This is a genomic window from Kitasatospora sp. NPDC022785, from assembly GCF_055561295.1.
This window is the reverse complement of record NZ_JBVHHB010000013.1, coordinates 122,848-141,258: the sequence shown is the minus strand read 5'-3', so window position 1 is coordinate 141,258 and position 18,411 is coordinate 122,848. Positions and strand designations below refer to the sequence as shown.

10 protein-coding genes are annotated in these 18,411 nt (G+C 73.1%); 4 read left to right on the top strand and 6 right to left on the bottom strand.

Annotated features, from left to right (window positions below):
- Window positions 1-35: 35 nt before the first annotated feature.
- From ACZ3YO_RS21765 to ACZ3YO_RS21740, 6 genes are all read right to left on the bottom strand, one after another.
- Window positions 36-569 (bottom strand): Pycsar system effector family protein, encoded by a 534-nt coding sequence (locus ACZ3YO_RS21765; RefSeq protein ID WP_465571649.1) that lies wholly within the window; start codon window positions 567-569, stop codon window positions 36-38.
- A 6-nt stretch (window positions 570-575) separates the two neighbouring features.
- On the bottom strand, window positions 576-2,006 hold the full coding sequence (locus tag ACZ3YO_RS21760) for a hypothetical protein (RefSeq protein WP_465571646.1): 1,431 nt from the start codon (window positions 2,004-2,006) through the stop codon (window positions 576-578).
- Window positions 2,003-4,936, bottom strand: a complete 2,934-nt coding sequence (locus tag ACZ3YO_RS21755; RefSeq protein ID WP_465571643.1) for a hypothetical protein — start codon at window positions 4,934-4,936, stop codon at window positions 2,003-2,005. The genes ACZ3YO_RS21760 and ACZ3YO_RS21755 overlap by 4 nt, the downstream gene beginning before the upstream one ends.
- Entirely contained in the window at window positions 4,929-5,789 is an 861-nt protein-coding gene (locus ACZ3YO_RS21750; RefSeq protein WP_465571641.1) for a nucleotidyl cyclase domain-containing protein, read from the bottom strand. Before ACZ3YO_RS21750 ends, ACZ3YO_RS21755 begins: the two co-directional genes overlap by 8 nt.
- A 76-nt stretch (window positions 5,790-5,865) precedes the next feature.
- Window positions 5,866-6,603, bottom strand: coding sequence for a Crp/Fnr family transcriptional regulator (locus tag ACZ3YO_RS21745; protein WP_396321149.1), 738 nt, complete (start codon window positions 6,601-6,603; stop codon window positions 5,866-5,868).
- 493 nt (window positions 6,604-7,096) lie between these two features.
- Complete coding sequence (locus ACZ3YO_RS21740) at window positions 7,097-8,176, bottom strand: DUF3048 domain-containing protein (RefSeq protein WP_465571637.1); 1,080 nt, start codon at window positions 8,174-8,176, stop codon at window positions 7,097-7,099.
- A 485-nt stretch (window positions 8,177-8,661) separates the two neighbouring features.
- Between ACZ3YO_RS21740 and ACZ3YO_RS21735 the strand changes: the two genes are divergently transcribed.
- The 4 genes from ACZ3YO_RS21735 to ACZ3YO_RS21720 all read left to right on the top strand — a co-directional run bounded on the left by ACZ3YO_RS21735 (window position 8,662) and on the right by ACZ3YO_RS21720 (window position 18,380).
- A complete protein-coding gene (locus ACZ3YO_RS21735) occupies window positions 8,662-11,028 on the top strand; it encodes a glycosyl hydrolase family 28-related protein (protein WP_465571634.1) in 2,367 nt (788 codons plus the stop codon).
- Between the two features lie 279 nt (window positions 11,029-11,307).
- Window positions 11,308-15,588 carry a molybdopterin-dependent oxidoreductase gene (locus ACZ3YO_RS21730; RefSeq protein ID WP_465571631.1) on the top strand — a complete coding sequence of 1,427 codons (4,281 nt, stop codon included), beginning with the start codon at window positions 11,308-11,310 and terminating at the stop codon, window positions 15,586-15,588.
- A gap of 229 nt (window positions 15,589-15,817) precedes the next feature.
- Window positions 15,818-17,965 carry a xanthine dehydrogenase family protein molybdopterin-binding subunit gene (locus ACZ3YO_RS21725; RefSeq protein ID WP_465571628.1) on the top strand — a complete coding sequence of 716 codons (2,148 nt, stop codon included), beginning with the start codon at window positions 15,818-15,820 and terminating at the stop codon, window positions 17,963-17,965.
- Window positions 17,966-18,140: 175 nt separating this feature from the next.
- The gene (locus ACZ3YO_RS21720) at window positions 18,141-18,380 is read left to right on the top strand and encodes a hypothetical protein (protein ID WP_396321152.1); all 240 of its coding nucleotides are present in this window, start codon (window positions 18,141-18,143) and stop codon (window positions 18,378-18,380) included.
- Window positions 18,381-18,411: the final 31 nt, after the last annotated feature.

The window sequence follows — 18,411 nt, the reverse complement described above, 5'->3', positions numbered from 1 at the left end:
GTGGAGGGCCGTCCGAAGGGGGGCGGGCCGGGCGCTCAGGCGAGCAGGAGCCCGGCGGTGGCGAGGACCGAGCCGGGCGCCAGGCAGGCGACTCCCCAGCGGATCCAGCGGTACTTGGCGGCGAGGATGGTGCTGACGTCGACGGCCTGGACCAGCAGCCAGTCGAGCGGGTCGCGGCCGGCCGCGGCCACCCGGCCGGCGAGTGCGGACCGGCCCTCCGCGGCGACGAGGTCGCCGAAGAAGGTGACGCCGTCGCGGTCGCGCAGGGTGCCGGTCCGGGGCAGGATCGCCCGTACCAGCGCCACGGCTCCGGCGGCCCAGAGCGCGCCGCCGAGCGCGAGCAGTACGGCGGCGAGCGGTCCGGGCCGGTCGGCGGCCCAGCTGCGGCCCAGCAGGAGGGCGGGCAGGCCGAGGGCGGCGGTGAGCAGGATCGAGGACTTGGTGTCGGCCCGGCCGATGTCCTCGCGCGCCGCCGCCAGGAGGCGGTCGGCGACGAAGCGGGCCTCGTCCGGGCAGGGGGCGGCGGCGGGGTGCGGGGCCGGGCCGGTCTCGGCGTCGGTGTCGGTCACGGGTCGTCAGCTCCATTCGCCGGGGGACCACGGGCGGTCGTCGCGCTCCCGGTCGTCGTCGGTGTGGCGTCCGTCGGTGTGGCGCTCGTCGGTGCGGCGTCCGTCCGGGCGGCGGTCCTCGGTACGACGGTCTCCGCCGGCGGCGTCGGACCCGGGGTACTCCCAGTCGTCGAAGGCCTCGCTGGGCCGGCGGCCGGTCCGGGCCGCGGGGGTCCGGTGCGGGGCGGCGGGCTCGGCATCCACCCACAGCGGGGTGAAGGGGGGCCGGTCGCTCCCCACGTGGTCTCTCCGGTCGTCTCTCCGGTCGTCGTTCCGGCCGGCGGTGCGGCCGGTCCGACGGCGGTCGTCGTGGTCGTCGCGGGCGTTGCGGGCGTCGCGGGCGTCGCCACGGTCCTCCCGGTGCCGGTCCTCCCACCGGGTGTCGTCCTCGTCGTCCTGACCGCGACCCCGGCGCCCGCCCGGCGACAGCTCGGCCCTCCGAGCCGGCTCCCGGAGCGGTGGCCGGCCGAAGCTGCCCTCGACGCGGTAGGCGGTGGTCCCGAGCAACTCCCGGACCTGCGACTCCAGTTCGGCCGACTGGATCACCCCCTTCTCGACCAGTCGCAGGGTGTGGTCGAGCAGTTCACGCTTGTCGGCGCGGGACTCCTGGCGCAGCATCTCCATGAACGCGCGCGCCTCGTCCTGGTTGTCGGCGAGCATGAAGCAGATCTGGCTCCACTCGCCGCCCTCGAGCATCGTCCGGAACTTGCGCATGCGCATCTGCAGGAGCTCGGTGCGCCGGTGCTCCTCGGCCAGCGCGCGGTCGTGGCTGCGTGCCGCCGTGCGGTCGTCGTGGTCGAAGTTCCGTTCCGCGTCGACGTGCTGGATGGTCTTCTTGTCCACCGCGAAGCGCACGTAGAGCTCCGCCCGCAGTCCGAGGTCGTATCCCAGGTCGTCCCACTGCCCGTTGCGGCAGGCGGACTTGACCGCGCGGTCGGCCTCCGCGGCGGCCGACACGGGGTAGTTCGAGCAGATCCCGCGCAGGCGCTCCACCAGCGGTGCCCGCAGGCGCACGGCCACGTTCTTGACCTGCTCGTCCACCACCTTGCGGTAGTCGGTGACCGACCACTGCACGTCCGCCTCCACCTCGAAGAAGGTGGCGCTGCCGGCCGCGGGGACCTGAAGGGTCAGCCGGGTGACATGGGTGCCCCTGGCCACCTCGCAGACCGTCACCGGGCGTGCCATCAGGGGCCGCCCGAAGTGCTCGGTGCCCATCGCGGTGACCACGCTGTGGCCGCCGTTGCGATAGAAGAGCACCAGGGCGACCTCGGCGCTCGGGTGGCGGGCGCCGGCGTCCGGGCGCGGGTACTCCCTCAGCAGCGGACCGGCCGGCTGCTCGGGCGTGCCGGACCTGCCCCGGCCTGCGGGCCTTGCGGCGGCCCGCGGGTTGTCCGTCATCGTTCCTCCTCCGATGTCCCGACAGCGTCGGCGGACCGTCCGTCCTCACCGTCGCGGCCGCGGCGCCCGCCCCGCCCCTCCCGGCCCCCGCCGTGGTCTCCGCCGGGGCGGCCGCCGGTGGCGAGGTGCCAGAGCTCGCGGCCCCGGGTGTTCGGCAGGGGATCGTCCGGGTCGTTCATCATGCGGCGCAACAGCCAGTCCAGCAGCCGTCGTTCACTGTCGGTGCTCAGCAGGGCCGGCAGCAGCGCGGCCAGCCCGGCCCGGGTGTCCGGGCCGTCGTCGTCGACGGCACCGCGAAGCCAGAACTCCAGGCAGTCGGTGGCGGCTTCGTGGGAGCGCGGTGTGCGCAGCGCCGTCCACATCAGGTCGGCCAGTGGGCCGGTCCGGTCGGGGCGGGTGACGGCGAGGGCGAGCGGCAGCGGCCAGTCCAGGTAGTCGCCGAGGTCCGGCGAGGCCTCGCCGTCCCAGACCTCACCGACCGTGGTCAGCGCGAGCCGCACGACGGTCAGCAGGCCGAGGTCCTGGTAGGGCACCCGCTGGTCGCCGGTCCAGTCGGCGAGCCGGCGCAGCACCGCCCGGTCGTCCGGGCCGGAGAGCAGGCGGACGACGCTGTGCGAGGCGAGCGGAGCCTGGTCGTCCTCCTCGTCGGTGCCGATCCGGGCCAGTCCGTCGAGTGCGGCCTCCACCGGGGCGGCGTGGCCGAAGCCGAGGGTCAGGGCGGCGGTCCAGCGCAGGCGCGGGGAGTCCGACTTGGTCCAGTCGCGGACGAGGGCCCGCACGGCCGGCCGGTGGCTCTCGTGCCGGGCCGTCTGGTCGAGCACGGTGGCCGCGAAGGCCCGGCGCTGGGTGGTGCGGGCGGTGGCCATCGGACGGACCAGCTTCTCGTAGCCGTTGGCGAAGTCCCGGGCGCAGAGCTCTCCGGAGGCGAGGGCGGCGCGCACCCAGATCTCGGGCCGAGGGTCGTCGGCCAGCAGCCGCATCCACCGGACCATCGGCTCGCGGGCCGGGTGGTGGCGGTCCCAGACCTCCGCGAGCACGGCGGCGGGCAGGGCCGAGCCCCGGTAGCGGACGATCCGGGCGGGCGCGCTGATGCCCGCCGTCTCCACCTCGCCCTCGGTCAACTCGGCCCGGAGGTAGGCGAGATCGGAGACCGGATCGTCGCAGAACAACGGCCGGGCCGGGGTGTTGCCGGGGTCGCGGGCCACCGCCAGCTCCCAGGTGAGCAGGTGGGCCGCCTCCGCCACGGTGCTGTGCACGGCGCCGTTGAGGACGGCCAGCGCGATCCGGGAGGCGGTCGGGTGCAGCACGGTGGCGGCCGAGCGGCCGGTCTCCTCGGCCGCGCCGGCGATCTCGCGGTCCGCGCCGGCGAACCACTCCTGGGCCTGCTGCGGGGCCAGGCTCCGGCAGCCGCCGAGGAGTTCCTCGCGGGTCAGCCTGCCGAAGACGTGGGCGGCGATCAGGTCGGCGAGCAGTTCGGCCTCGGCGGGGCGGAGGTCCTCCAGCCCGACGCCGGCCCGCAGCTCGGGGTCGTCGGCCAGCTCGGCCGCCCAGGCGGCCCGGGCGGCCGCCTCGTCGCCGGTCCCACGGGCGCTGTCACCGGGCCCGTCACCGGAACCGGACGCGTCACCGGACGCGTGACCGGAGCCGGACGGGTCACCGGGCCCGTCGCCCGGCCCGTCGGTGCGCGCGTCGCCCGGCTGCCCGGTGTCCGCGTCCGCACCCCCGGCGGGCGCGGACTCCGCCGCGGCCCTGGCTCCGGCGGCCCCGGCGCCGGCGGGCTCGGCGGCCCCGGCGGCTTCGGTGCTCTCCGCGTCCGGGCCGGCCAGATGCGCGGCCAGCCTGGCGCGCAGCAGCTGCTCGGTCGGAGCCGGCGGGCAGATCCGGCCGTACCGCCCAGACAGCAGGGGCGTGGCCGTGGGGCCGGCGGCCACCACCAGCACCGCGTAGGAGCCGACACCGGCGAGCGCGGCGGCGAGCGCGTCCAGCTCCAGCTCGCCCGGCGGCAGGCCGGGGTTGCCGTGGCCGGAGGGGAGTTCGAGCAGGTAGCCGTGCCGCTGCCCGCCGTTCCCCTCGACGGTGACGGTCAGCTGCGGCACGGCCGTCTCCGGGGAGACCCGGGAGACCCGGGCCGGTGGTTCCGCGGGGCCGCCGGCCCGCACGCCGTCCTGCGGGCCGTCCGCGGCCGGCGGCCGGTCCTGCGTCAGCTCGTCGAGCAGAGCCAGCGCGGTGCAGGTCCGCCCGGCGCCGGGGGCCGCGGCGAGCACCAGGACCCGCTGCCGGCGCAGCGCCTGCTGCAGGTCGACGTAACCCTCCGGCTCCAGGTAGATCCGGCGGACCCGCCGCAGCTCCGACTCGGGCACCGGGCCGCTGACCGCGCCGACCGCCTGCCGGCTGTCCAGCCGCAGGTGGACGTCGCCGATGTGGGCCTGGTGGAACACCGTGCGGTCGAACAGGTTGTGGTCGCCGCCGACCTGGTACGAGCCACGGGCCTGGCGGTGCGCGCGGGAGGTCGCGCCCATGCCGACCGCCGCCCCGCCCTCCTCCTCCTGCTCGTCGAGCAGCCGGTCGCGGCTGCGCTCGCGGAACCGGCCGGCGGCGCGCTCGCGTTCGGCGCGCTCCTGGTCCTCCGGGTCCTGGGCCGCCCGGCCGCCGGCGGGGTGCTCCCCGTCCGTGGCCCCGGGTTCGGCGCCGCCCGGGGCCGGGGGCTCCTCGTCGGCCCGGCCCGGGTCGGCCCGGGGCCGCTCGCGGCCGTCCCGGTCGCCGGGCCCGGACGCCGGGCGCGCGCGCTCGGGCCGGTCACGCTCAGGGCCGTCGCCTTCGGACGGTTCGCGCCGGGGGCGGTCCTCGCCGGCGCGCCGGTCGGCCCGGTCGCGCGGCTCGTCCGCCCGGCGCGCGGCCGGGGCGGCGGGGGCGTTCCTCGGCTCAGCCACGGTGCGCCCCTCCGGTGGTGCGGCCGATGTGCACCGGCCCCTGGTAGGTGTTGTCGCGGTGCACCGACACGTCGCCGTGCACGATCGTCTGCTCCGGGATCTCCTGGACGTCCTGTGGTTCCCGCACCTCCGGCACGAGCGGGGCCACCAGGGTGTACTCCGCCGGTTCCCGCCGGCCCGGCGCGTCCTGCCCGCCGCCGTCCCGCTCCCCGCCGTCCCGCTCCCCGCCGTCCGGCACCTGCGCAGGCCGGGGCCGGCCGGGGAGCCGGACCCACGCGGGCGTGGCGCCGTCCTTGGTCCGCAGGTCGACCGGCGCGTAGTCGTCGGGGTCGACGAAGCGGCCGCCGTGGCGGACGACCTCGCGGTAGAGCGAGTCGGAGACGACCACGACCAGGTCGGCCCGGTCGCGTTCGAGCAGCAGGCGGGCGGCGGCCGAGTCGGTGAGCCGGCAGGCGAGGTCGACGGCGTGGCCGCTGATGCCCTGGGCGTCGTGGGTGACCGGGCCGACGTGGAGGCCGACGCGGAGCCCGAGCGGCATCCGCAGGTCGGGGTTCTCCCGGCGCAGCTGCTCGTGCACCTCGGTGACCCAGACGCCGAGGATGCGGGCGGGCGGGACGGTGGGGCCCACCGCCGCCAGGATGCCGTCGCCCCGGTCCTCGCGGTGGACGGCGCGGGCCGGTACCCCGGCCTCGGCGAACGCCCCGTCGAGGATGGCGTACAGCTGCCGCCGCATCCGGGTCTTTCCCGCGTCGTTGTAGGCGCCGGACTTCCGGACGTCCACGCTGACCACCAACTCGTACACCGCGTCGACTGCTTGGTCGTGCACGTTCACCCCCACGCTTGTCTTCGGCACACCGTCAGAATCCGGCGCCGGGCGCCGGGTTGTCTGTGACGCTTTACATGCGCCGGCGATCCCCCGCTCTCTGCGCTCAGAGGCGCGGTCTGGCCTCCGGCCGTTGGTCGTGCGGCCCCTGCGCGAGCAGGAGGAGCGGGGCGGGGGCGAGGATCTCGACCATCCGGGTGCCGGTCCGCACCAGCCCCTGGTCTCGGAGCAGCTTGAGTGCTTTGGCCACCGCCTCGCGGGTGGCGCCGACGGTGGCGGCGAGGTCGTCCTGTGCCAGGTGGACGACGGACGCCGAACCGCCCTCGGCGGAACGGGTGCGGGCGGGCCCGGCGGTGGCGTCGGTGGTGGAGAGCTCGACGAGCCGGCTGGCGAGGCGCTGGACGACGGTGAGCGAGGCGAGTGCCGAGCGTTCCCGGTCGGAGTCCCGCAGCCGGGAGGCGAGCTGGGCCATCACCTGGCTGCCGACCCGCGGGCTCGTGGCCAGGAAGCGCCGGAAGCCGTCCCCGGGTATCACGAGCGCCTCGACCGGCCCGAGCGCCTGGACGGTCGCGCTGCGCGGCCGCTGGTCCAACGCGGCCAGTTCGCCGATGAGTTCGCCCGGTCCGCGCAGGCCGAGGACCAGCCGCGTGGCTCCGCGGTCGGTGGCCACGAAGACCATGGCCCAGCCGGCCAGGACCAGCAGGACGTGGGTGGAGCGGTCCCCCTCGGACAGCAGGTGCTGCCCCGCCGCGAAGGTCTTCGGGGTTCCGAGCGAGACGAGTGCTTCATGGTCGTGGGCGGTGAGGGTACGGGCGAAGGGCAGATCGCCGCCGAGCAGACCCATGCCACCCCCCCGATGATCGTGAACTGCCATGATCCGGTCCGACGTTGGGAGATCGTAGACCCGTCGGATGCGGATTCAGGCCAGATTTCTCACAACGGGGTCAAGGTGGTGGGCGTGTGACTCAGGAGGCTGGTGAGGCACTCCGGCGAGGGCCTGACGCGCTCCGCGAACGATGGTGAAACCGCAGGTCGGGGCGGGTGCCGGGGAGGTATCTGTGCAGACTTTGAAACAATTCGGACATCGATTGGCAACAGCTCGGTGTACACGCTCCGTTCGCCTTTTCGCGCGGGCACCGGCGCCGGTGCCCGCGGCCGGCCGGGCACGGCGGCGGCGGCCCCCGGGGCGTGGGAGGTCCAGGTCAGGCCGTGCCGGGCCACGGGCGAGGACGGTACCGGTGCTCTGCCGGCTGCCCGGGCCGGCCCCGGCACGGCGTCACCGGCGGGGCGCCGGCGAACGGCCTGAGCCCGCACCCGGCCGGGCGGTCCGGTGAACCTCACGCGGGTTCGAGGACGATCCAGACCTGTCCGGGGTGGAAGGTCATCGGCTGCCCCGCGTAGCTGAACTCCGTGCCGGCGGAGGCGTCGGACCGCGACCAGGTGCCCCGGTACGCCGCGCCGTCCCGCAGGAAGACCGCCTCACCGCCGCCGACGGTCGGCGCGTAGGGCACGAGGTGTCCGAACGAGTCGACCAGCCCTCGGGGCGACGTGGTCTCGGCGACCTTCTGCACCACGATCGTCGGCGCCCCCATCTGCCCGGCGTCCGTGGTGGCGGCCGGCCTGCCGTCGACCGCCACCAGGTACCTGCCCTCCGCGGCGGACCAGGTGAAGGTGAACGAGGCCGCCGGCATCCGCGCGGTGAACGAGGCGGCCGGGACGCCGCCGGCCGGCGCGTCGCCGAAGCGGAAGCCGACGTCGCGGGCCACCGCCGCGTCCGGGAAGTGGCCGAGAATCCCGGACGGCACCACGTACTGGTTGAACGGCGGCACGTTCCACTGCCCGCGGAAGAACGAACTGTCCTGCACCGGCGAGCTGTTGAACACGTCCGCCGCGGCGAGCACCGGCAGGAACGCGGTCTGCGCCCCGGAGTACGCGAAGTCCACCCGCCCGTACTGCTGCAGGATGGGCAGATCGCTCTCCCGGGCGCTGCGCACCGGGCCGATCCGGTCGCCGGCGGGCAGGTGGTTCGAGTCGTAGACCGCCAGGAACCGCGAGAGGCCGCCCTCGACCTCGATCGCGTACACCACGTCGGCCGCGTTCACGCCGGTCTGGGGCCTGGCCGCGGCGGCATTGTCGATCTTGACGGCGATGATCCTGCCCGCTCCACCCGGCAGCCCGGTGAGCGGCGACGCGGCACTCGCGCCGCCGGGACCGGAGGGGCCGGCCGGCGGGGAAGCCGACGGGGCGGGCGGTAGACCGGCCGCCGTGTGCCCGGGGCCGCCCCCGCCGCCGACGGTGAGCACGACCGCCAGCAGGATCGCTAGGAGCACGGCGCCGCCGCCGACGCCGAGGGCGACGAGCCGGTGCCCGACGGTCAGGGATCTCCACCGGGCCGCCGCACGCTCGAAGGTCTTCATCCGGGCTCACCTCCGTGCACCCGGTCATCAGGGACTCGGTCACCTGTGAAGACGCGGCCGCCGACGCGCCCGGTTCCGTGCCTAGTGCTCTGACCGGGAGCGTTTACCGGGTTGGCGGCGGCGGGGCCGGAAGCCGGTGTGCCGGTGCTGGCCGCCCTCCGGATTCCGCCCGCACCTGCGCCGGGCCCGCCGGTGGCGGGTGGTCGCCGGCCGGCGGAACTCGTCCGGGCGGGCCGGGAACGGCCGGCGCGGGCCGGCCGGGTGGTCGCCCGCCACCACGTCGTGGTCCTGCTCGCCCGTGGCGAGGTGCGCAAGCCGATGGTCGTGCCTAGCGTGGAAAGAGGGACAGTGCAAGAGGCCTCCAGGTAACAGTGTGATTCGTGCACGTCTGAAATATGTCGAATCGTTGCCCGATGCTCGCGCGCTTCGGCCGTGCTGACACCGACCGGTCCGACCGGTGAAGCCTCGACGGAAGGAGCGTTTCGATGGACATCGAAATCATGAGAGCCGCACGGCCCGTCGCGGCCGGCCAGGCGGTCTGCACTGCAGGATCACGCGCCGTCGTCCCTGCCGTTGAGAAGGGAAACCTGCACACCAGTCCGTTCTTCGGGGTGGCGCTGGACTCGGTGACCACCGGGAACGTCAGGGTTCAAATCAGCGGTGCTTTCACCGGCCGCATCGGCCCCGGCAGGCCCGGCGCGGTCGGCGTCAACAGTGCGGGAAAGCTTGTCCGCGCTGCGGACGTCAATGACAAATGCGTGAGTGCTCCGAACTGGATCGGTGACTGCGATTCCTCGGGGACGGTGACAATACGCCCCCGCTGTGACATGCGCCTGAATGTGCTCGACTTCGGAGCGGTGGGGGACGGCATTGCCGACAAGAATGCCGACGACACGGATGCGATTCAGAGCGCCCTGGACTGCGCGATGCGCCTCGACAGTACTGACGGAAGTGTCGTCTACCTGCCTCCGGGGGATTACCGGATCAAGAGGCCTCTCGTCGTCTCGAACGGTTGCATTCTGGAGGGGGCCGGCCTGGCTTATCATGACGAAACCAGTCGAATCATTGCGGACGTCGAATCCGGAAATTTCAACCTCTCCGCCAGCACCCACATCGGCGAGGTCGGCGGGGAGACCGTTTATTGCGCAATTGCCTTGGTGGGCTTCGAGCCCGGATTGGCCATGACGCCCCCTCGCGGTCGTTCGGACTATGCGGTGCTTCGCCAGCTGGCCCTCCATTCGGTCCCCGCCCAGGGGGATCCCGGCGCCACCCACCAGGCTCCACAGATGGATGGCATACGCGTCATGGCGACCGGCGTGTGCATCGAGAGAATGAGTGTTGTGAGTTTCCGGCGCAACGGAATAGCGATATCCTCCAGCGAGGTCAGACCGGTGGTCAGTGTCGGCCTCGTGCAGATACGCGACTGCCGCCTCACCAGCAACGGTCGAAATGGTCTGGACATCGGCGGCCTGGACAATGTCAATGCCAGTGCCATGCTGGTTGTGAACGTTGATGCCACGTCGAACGGGCGTGACGGAATCTATGACCACTCGTTCCTGTGTTCCACCTTTGTCTCGTGCCACACGGCAGCGAACCGACGTCGAAACTTCAACTGCGAGGGTACTCCGAGGGCCTCTGTGTACGTCGGCTGCTACGGTGAGATCGATGCGCCATCGGTTTTCCAGGGCAGAAATATCGCTGTCGTCGGAGGGGATATAGACAATACCTCCGACTCGGTATTCTGGGGTTTCAGTCCGCTCGGGAAAGGATCTACTTTCCTTCGCATTGTGAACAATCATTCCGACGTGCACAAGTACTGGGTCTCCGACGACGGGATCGATGTCGAGGTGGGTGAGCGGCAGACGCCGGGGAATAACTTTGTGTATCGAGCAGTTCGCGCCGGGCGTACTTTCGGGTCGAATGGATTGCCCCCCGAGAGGAAGGGTGTCCCCGAATTCCCGAAGGTGGCGGACGCGGAGCTGGAGGAGCGTAACGGCCTGCTGTGGTTGTGCGAGGGCGAGTACCGGCCCAACGTCTCGGCGTTCAATTGCCTCGGAAGTGATACGGACTCCACGATCATTCAGGACTACGGCTATGACAAGCCGAACACAGGAAGCCAGACCCCCTTCTTCCGTGCCCAGGTGGACTCGCGTACTCCGCAGATCAAGGGCAGGATTCGAACATCTCTCACCTCCGGGGTGGCCTGCCCCACGTACGACCAGAACTCGTACGAGAACGGCCCGGTTCCCGGCGGGCTGATGCTTCCCAATGCCTGGATCGGCAGCTACGCCTTCGGTGAGCGGCGGATCGGGGTCGTCTACACCGGATCTCCCTTCACGGTGCCGCACGGCAGCAGCAGCGTCGATTTCTACAGCCCGGGTGATCTGATGCTCAATGCCACCCCGGTCCCGGCGGAGAAGGGGAAGCGTCAACCCGATATCGGGTGGGCGGTGAAGGCGCTGTGCGGAAGGCGGCCCGCCGCTGCAGACGCCGCCTGGGCGCAGCAAAAGCACTACCGCATAGGGGACGTCATCAGGCCGGCGAATCCCAACGGGCGCGGCCACCTGTACCGGTTGACCGCCTACCCCGGCGGCCAGGCCTACCCGCTGGACAATCACTCCGGCGACCAGGAACCGAAGTGGAACCCGATCGTCGGCGGCGTGACTCCCGACAAGGACCTGGAATGGCAGACGATCTATGACATGGACGCTCCCGAACATGCATGGGTCATTGAACCGCTTCCTCGGCGCGCGGAAAGCCAGGCGGACTCGCAAGCGGTGGACCTGGCCGGCCTGAAGGCAGACTTCAACGCACTTCTTGCCAGGATGAGAAGGGCGAACCTCTTGGAATGAGGCACTGCTCGATCGAGGAGTGCCCGGTCTCGTCGGGTGAGGCGGAGGGCTCGTAGCGGAGTTCGGTCCGCGGCCGTCGGCGGGCCCGCGGCGGCCGGTTCGCTCACACCCGGCCGCGACCGGCGTGCGGCAGCGTTAACCATCGATGATCAGTCGGCGTGATGCGGTGGTAACCCGGGCTTCCTACGGTGCTGACGGTGGGGATGCCCCCACGGTCGCCCGCAGGAACCGCACGGTCCGGCGGGCGGCGAGGAGGAGTCCTACCGAGGGGGAGCCCCTGTGACGGCGTCGGGCCCGAAGGCCACCAGCACCGTGAAGACCGTCTGCTCGTACTGCGGTGTCGGCTGCGGGGTGCTGCTCGACGTCACGACGGACGCCGCCACCGGGCGGCGCACGGTGGTCAAGGCGTCCGGCGACAAGGGCCACCCCGCCAACCTCGGCCGGCTCTGCACCAAGGGCGCCACCAGCGCGGACATGCTCGCCGCCGCCGGCCGGCTGGGCACGGCGCTGGTCCGGGCGGAGCGCGGCGCCGAGCCGGCCGCGACGGACGTGGACGAGGCGATCGCCGCGACCGCGCGGCGGCTGCGGGAGATCCTGGACGAGCACGGCCCGGACGCGCTGGCGTTCTACGTGTCCGGCCAGATGAGCCTCGAAGCGCAGTACCTGGCGAACAAGCTGGCCAAGGGCTTCGTGGGCACCAACCAGATCGAGTCCAACTCCCGTCTCTGCATGGCCAGCGCGGGCACCGGCTACAAGCTGTCACTGGGCGCCGACGGGCCGCCGGGCTCGTACCGGGACTTCGAGCACGCGGACGTCTTCTTCGTCATCGGCGCCAACATGGCGGACTGCCACCCGGTCCTCTTCCTCCGCCTGATGGACCGCGTCAAGGCGGGCGCCAAGCTCGTCGTCGTCGACCCACGCCGCAACGCGACCGCCGACAAGGCCGACCTCTACCTGCAGATCAGGCCGGGAACGGACCTGGCGCTGCTCAACGGCCTGCTGCACCTGCTGGTGGAGAACGGGCACACCGACCCGGCCTTCATCGAGGAGTTCACCGAGGGCTGGGAGGCGATGCCCGGCTTCCTCGCGGACTACACACCCGCGACGGTCGCCGGGATCACCGGCATCCCGGAGGCCGACATCCGGGAGGCGGCGCGGCTCATCGGCGAGGCCGGGGAGTGGATGAGCTGCTGGACGATGGGGCTCAACCAGTCCACCCACGGCACCTGGAACACCAACGCGCTGGTCAACCTGCACCTGGCGACCGGTGCCATCTGCCGCCCCGGCAGCGGCCCCTTCTCGCTGACCGGCCAGCCGAACGCCATGGGCGGGCGCGAGATGGGCTACATGGGCCCGGGTCTGCCGGGCCAGCGCTCCGTCCTGGTGCCGGCCGACCGCGAGTTCACCGAGGGGCTGTGGGGCCTCGCCCCGGGCACGCTGCGCGCGGAGGCCGGCCAGGGCACCGTCGAGCTGTTCTCGCGGATGGCGGAGGGCGGGATCAAGGCCTGCTGGATCATCTGCACCAACCCGGCCGCGACGGTCGCCAACCGGAAGACCGTCATCGCCGGCCTGGAGGCGGCCGAGTTGGTCATCACCCAGGACGTCTTCGCCGACACCGAGACCAACGCCTACGCCGACGTGGTGCTGCCCGCCGCGATGTGGGCCGAGGCCGAGGGCGTGATGGTCAACTCCGAGCGCAACCTCACCCTCGCCCGGCCGGCCGCCGACCCCGTGGGCCAGGCCCTGCCGGACTGGCAGATCATCGCCCGCGTCGCCTGCGCGATGGGCTTCGCCGAGGGCTTCACGTACGACGGCGCCGAGGAGGTCTTCGAGGAGATCAAGCGGGCGTGGAACCCGAAGACCGGCTACGACCTGCGGGGCGTGACCTACGAGCGGCTGCGGGAGACCCCGGTGCAGTGGCCCAGCGCCTCCGTGGACGGGCCGGACCGCAACCCGGTCCGGTACGTCAACGACGGCGTCAGCCAGACCCTGCTGGAGCGGCCCGACGGCGCCCGCCCCCGGCTGGCGTTCCCCACGGCGAGCGGCCGCGCCTCGTTCTTCCCCCGCCCGCACCTGCCGGCCGCCGAGCTGCCCGACGACGACTTCCCGTTCGTCCTCAACACCGGCCGCCTGCAGCACCAGTGGCACACCCTGACCAAGACGGGGAAGGTCGCCAAGCTCAACAGGCTCGACCCCGGGCCCTTCGTCGAGGTCCACCCGCAGGACGCCGAGGCGCTCGGCATCGCCGGGGGAGAGCACCTGGAGATCGCGTCCCGGCGTGGCAGGGCCGTGCTGCCGGCGGTCGTCACCGACCGGGTACGACCGGGCAACTGCTTCGCGCCGTTCCACTGGAACGACCTCTTCGGCGAGTACCTCAGCATCAACGCCGTCACCAACGACGCCGTGGACCCGCTCTCCTTCCAGCCCGAGTTCAAGGTCTGCGCCGTCTCGCTGAGATCGGTGCCGGCGCCGGAACGCACGGCGGCCGCTCCCGTGCCCGCCGTCGTCGGGCCCGCCCCGGGGGAGCCCCGGCCGCACCCGGCACCCCTCGCGCCGCAGGGTGCGGGCACCGCCGCGCTGAGCAGCCTCTTCGGCATCGCGGACCTCGCCCCGCCGGCCTTCGTCACCGGCGAGCGGCACTTCCTGGCCGGCTTCCTCGCCGGCCTGGAGGCGGCCCCGCCGCAGGGCGCCACGGTGCCGGTCCTGCCCGCGCGGGCCCCCATCGACCCGGAGCGGGCCCTGTGGGTCAACGGCGTGCTGGCTGGCAGGTTCTCCCGCACCACCGCCGGCGCCCCGTCGCCGGCCGTGCTGCCGCCCCCCGCGCCGCGTACCGGCGATCAGCCGCCGCCGGCGGCCGACGGGCCCGCGCGGGAGGTCCTCGTCCTGTGGGCCTCGCAGACCGGCAACGCGGAGGAGGCCGCCGCCATGACCGTCGGCCGCCTCACCGAGGCCGGCTGGCGGGCGAGGCTCCTCGGCATGGACGACGTCAGCCCGGCCTCCCTGCCGGCCGGCGCCCCGGTCCTTTTCGTCACCAGCACCTTCGGCGACGGCGACGCACCGGACAACGGCTCCGGCTTCTGGGCGGCCCTCTGCGCCGGGGGCGAGGCCCTCGCCGCCGACCTCGGCTACTCGGTGCTGGCCCTCGGCGACTCCAGCTACGACGACTTCTGCGGCCACGGCCGCCGCCTGGACCAGCGCCTCGGCGAGCTGGGCGCCACCCGGCTCGCCGCCCGCACCGACTGCGAACCGGACTACGCCGAGGCCGCCGGGAAGTGGCTCGACGAAGTCCTCGGGGCGCTGGCGGAGCGCCGGTCGGAGCCCGCCCGGGCGACATCCGCCCCGGCCGGGCCCGCGGCCCGGCCCGCGCCCGCCACGGCGGTGACGGAGCCCGCCGGGCCCGGAGCCGCACCGGCTGCGCCGGAGCGGTCCGGCTACTCCAGGACCTCACCCTTCGCCACGCTGCTGATCGGCAACCGGCTCCTCAGCCTCCCGGGTTCGGCCAAGGAGGTCCGGCAGTACGCCTTCGACACCCGCGGCGGCGACCACGGCGACCTCGCCTACGAGGCGGGTGACGCGCTCGGCGTCTGGCCGGCCAACGACTCGGAGCTCGTGGCGGAGTGGCTCGCCGTCACCGGCCTCGACCCCGCCGACACCGTGCCGGTCGCCGACGCGGGGGACATCCCGCTCGGCGAGGCCCTGCGGACCAGGCTGGAGATCGCGAGGATCACCCCCGACCTGCTGCGCTTCGTCGCCGAGCGCACGGGCGACGGCGGCCTGCGGCGGCTGCTGCGGGCGGACAACAAGGGCGAGCTGGCGAAGTGGAGCTGGGGCCGGCAGGCCGTCGACGTCGTCGGCGCGTTCCCCGTCCGGGCCACCGCGCGGGAGTGGGCCGGCGTCCTCAGGCGTCTGCAGCCCAGGCTGTACTCGATATCGTCCAGCCCGCTGGCGCACCCCGGCGAGGTCCGTCTCACGGTGTCCGTCGTCCGTTACGCCAACGACCTCGGCAGGGCCCGCAACGGCGTCTGCTCCAGCTTCCTCGCCGACGCCGCCGACGACGGCCCGGTGCCCGTCTTCGTCCAGCGCTCCCCGCACTTCCGCCCGCCCGGCGACCCCGCCACCCCCATGATCATGATCGGCCCGGGTACCGGGGTGGCACCGTTCATCGGCTTCCTGGAGGAGCGGCGGGCTCGCGGCCACACCGGCCCGAACTGGCTCTTCTTCGGCGAGCAGCGCGAGGCGACCGACTTCTACTACCGCGAGGAACTGGCGGCGTTCCGGGCGTCGGGCCACCTGGACCGTCTCGACCTCGCCTTCTCCCGCGACCAGCGCGCCAAGGTCTACGTGCAGGACCGGATGCGCGAGCACGGCCCCCGCCTGTGGGAGTGGCTGCAGAACGGCGCCCACCTCTACGTCTGCGGCGACGCCGGCCGGATGGCCAAGGACGTCGACCGGGCTCTGCGCGACATCGTCTCCGCGCACGGCGGCCTGGACGACGACGAAGCCGGCGCCCACGTCCGGCAGCTCGCCACCGACAAGCGCTACGTCCGTGACGTCTACTGAGGACGCCCCTTGCCCGGGGGTGATCCGGCCGGGCGCGCGCCGCGGCGGCCTCTGGGGCCCGGTGCCGGCCGGACGCGGCGCGTGCCCGTTTCCCCGGGTCTGCCCGCGCTCGCAGTCACCCGCAGCTCCCTGCATATGCGAGGCTACGAAGCGCAATATCCTGGTAGATGCAAGCCGATGATGGCATTCCGCTTTGGTCGATCGTCCAGTCCGCAGCTGAATCGCCGGTGTGCCCGGGGTGCACGCGGTGTTCACCCACCACGACGCGCCGGACAAGTTGTACTCCTCCGCCCGGCACGAGCACCCCGCCGAGGACCCGGACGACACCCGGGTGCTGGACGACGTGGTCCGCTTCGTCGGGCAGCGGGTGGCGGCCGTGGTGGCCGACAGCGAGGGGGCGGCCGAGGAGGGCTGCCGACGGATCGTCGTCGAGTACGAGGAACTCCCGTACGTGGTCGACCCGGAGCTGGCGATGCTGCCCGGCGCGCCGGTGATCCACCCGAAGGGTCCCGAGTCGCGCATCTTCCGTGCCGAGGACAACGTCTGCGGCGAGGTGCACGGCGAGATGGGCAGCGTCGAACAGGGTTTCGCCGAGGCCGACGTCGTCTACGAGGAGACGTTCCAGACCCAGCGGGTGCAGCACGCCAGCCTGGAGACGCACGGCTGCGTCGCCTGGTTCGAGGACCGGCTCGACGAGGCCGGGGAGCCGACCGGCGAGGAGCGGATCGCGGTCCGCTCGTCCACCCAGGTGCCCTTCCTGACCCGGCGTGCGCTCTGCGCGCTCTACGACCTGCCGCAGGAGAAGGTCCGGGTGGTCGCGGGCCGGGTCGGCGGCGGGTTCGGCGGCAAGCAGGAGATGCTGACCGAGGACATCGTCGTGCTGGCCGCGTTGAGGCTGCACCGTCCGGTGAAGCTGGAGTTCACCCGCGCCGAGCAGTTCCACGGCGCGACCACCCGCCACCCGTTCAAGATCACCGTCAAGGTCGGCGCCCGGAGGGACGGCACCCTGACGGCGCTCCAGTTCCGGGTGGTGGCCAACACCGGCGCCTACGGCAACCACGGGCCGGCCGTGATGTTCCACAGCGTCGGCGAGTCGATGGGCGTCTACCGGGCGCCGAACAAGAAGGTGAACGCCTACTCCGTCTACACCAACTGCGTGCCCGCCGGGGCGTTCCGCGGCTACGGCCTCGGCCAGGTGACCTTCGCCCTGGAGTCGGCGATGGACGAGCCGGCCCGACGCCTCGGCATCGACCCGCTGGTCCTGCGCGAGAAGAACGTCATCGGTCCCGGCGACCACATGGAGGGCCCCTGCGGCGAGGAGGAGGACCTGCACATCGCCAGCTACGGCCTCGACCAGTGCCTCCAGGTGGTGCGCAACGCCATCGCCGACGACCGCAGCGCCGAACAGGCACCCGAGGGCTGGCTGGTCGGCCAGGGCTTCGCGATGGCCGCCATCGCGACCGGCCCGCCCGGCGGCCACTTCGCCGACGCGACGGTGAAGCTCCTGGAGGACGGCACCTACGACATCGCCGTCGGCACGGCCGAGTTCGGCAACGGCACCACCACCGTGCACAAGCAGATCACCGCCGGCGCGCTCGGCACCACGGTGGACCGCATCGCCATCCGGCAGTCCGACACCGACGTCGTCCGGCATGACACCGGGGCCTTCGGCTCGGCGGGCACGGTGGTCGCCGGCAAGGCCGTGATGAGGGCCGCCAACGCGCTCGCCGAGCGGATCCTCTCCTTCACCGCCGAATACGCCCGCACGCCGCGCAGCCTGCTGCGGCTCGCCGCCGAGGCGGTCGAGTGCGACGGGCGGCAGGTCTCCCTCAAGGAGGTCTTCGAGGCGGCCCGCGGCAAGGGTGTCGACCTCGCGGCCGACGGTCACTGGGGCGGCTCCCCGCGCTCGGTGGCCTTCAACTCGCAGTGGTTCCGCATCGCCGTCGACCCCGGCACCGGGGAGATCCGGATCCTGCGCAGCGTCCACGGCGCCGACGCCGGCAAGGTCATGAACCCCCTGCAGTGCCGCGGCCAGGTCGAGGGCGGCGTCGTCCAGGCCCTCGGCGCGACCCTCTTCGAACGAGTCCTCGTGGACGAACGCGGCGAGGTCACCACCGCCGCCTTCCGCCGCTACCGGCTGCCGGCCTACGCCGACGTGCCGCGCACCGAGGTCCACTTCACGGAGACCTCGGACGCCATCGGGCCGCTCGGTGCCAAGTCGATGAGCGAGAGCCCCTTCAACCCGGTCCCGCCCGCCTTCGCCAACGCCCTGCGCGACGCCACCGGCATCCGCTTCACCGAGGCGCCCTTCCTCCGCGACAAGGTCTGGCAGGCCATCGCCGAGCACCGCGCGGCGACGGGCACGCCGAGCGGCTGACCGGCCCGGCCCTCGCCGGACCGCCGGACCGCCGGACCGCCGGTCCGGCGAGCCGGCCGGGCACCCGTGCGCCGCCGCTGCCGGGCGCAGAGCCGATGAGGAGCCGATGGAGAGAGCGCCCGGACAGCATGGGGGGCGACCCGAACGGACGGGTCGAACCCCACAAGGAGGTCTCATGACCAGGACCCTCACGTCACTCGGCGACCGGATGCTGGGCGCGGTGCTGAAGCAGAAGAAGGCCGGCGCCTGTGTGCCGCCGGACTACTGCGGTGTCGTCGCCTGTACCTCGAGGAGCGGCTACTGCTCGGGCGGCTGGTGGTGGCAGCCGATGTGTAACGGCTACTACAACTGCACCGGCACCTGCAAGGGCACCGGCGGCCTCCAGTACAACAAGAAGGTCGCGTACGGCTGCTGACGACCGGATGGGCGGGGGCCCCGTTCCGGCG

Bases quoted from the DNA above. Each gene is read 5' to 3' on its own strand.
- ACZ3YO_RS21760 (WP_465571646.1), bottom strand. From the start codon at position 2,006: ATGACGGACAACCCGCGGGCCGCCGCAAGGCCCGCAGGCCGGGGCAGG.
- ACZ3YO_RS21735 (WP_465571634.1), top strand. From the start codon at position 8,662: ATGGACATCGAAATCATGAGAGCCGCACGGCCCGTCGCGGCCGGCCAG.
- ACZ3YO_RS21740 (WP_465571637.1), bottom strand. From the start codon at position 8,176: ATGAAGACCTTCGAGCGTGCGGCGGCCCGGTGGAGATCCCTGACCGTC.
- ACZ3YO_RS21745 (WP_396321149.1), bottom strand. From the start codon at position 6,603: ATGGGTCTGCTCGGCGGCGATCTGCCCTTCGCCCGTACCCTCACCGCC.
- ACZ3YO_RS21720 (WP_396321152.1), top strand. From the start codon at position 18,141: ATGACCAGGACCCTCACGTCACTCGGCGACCGGATGCTGGGCGCGGTG.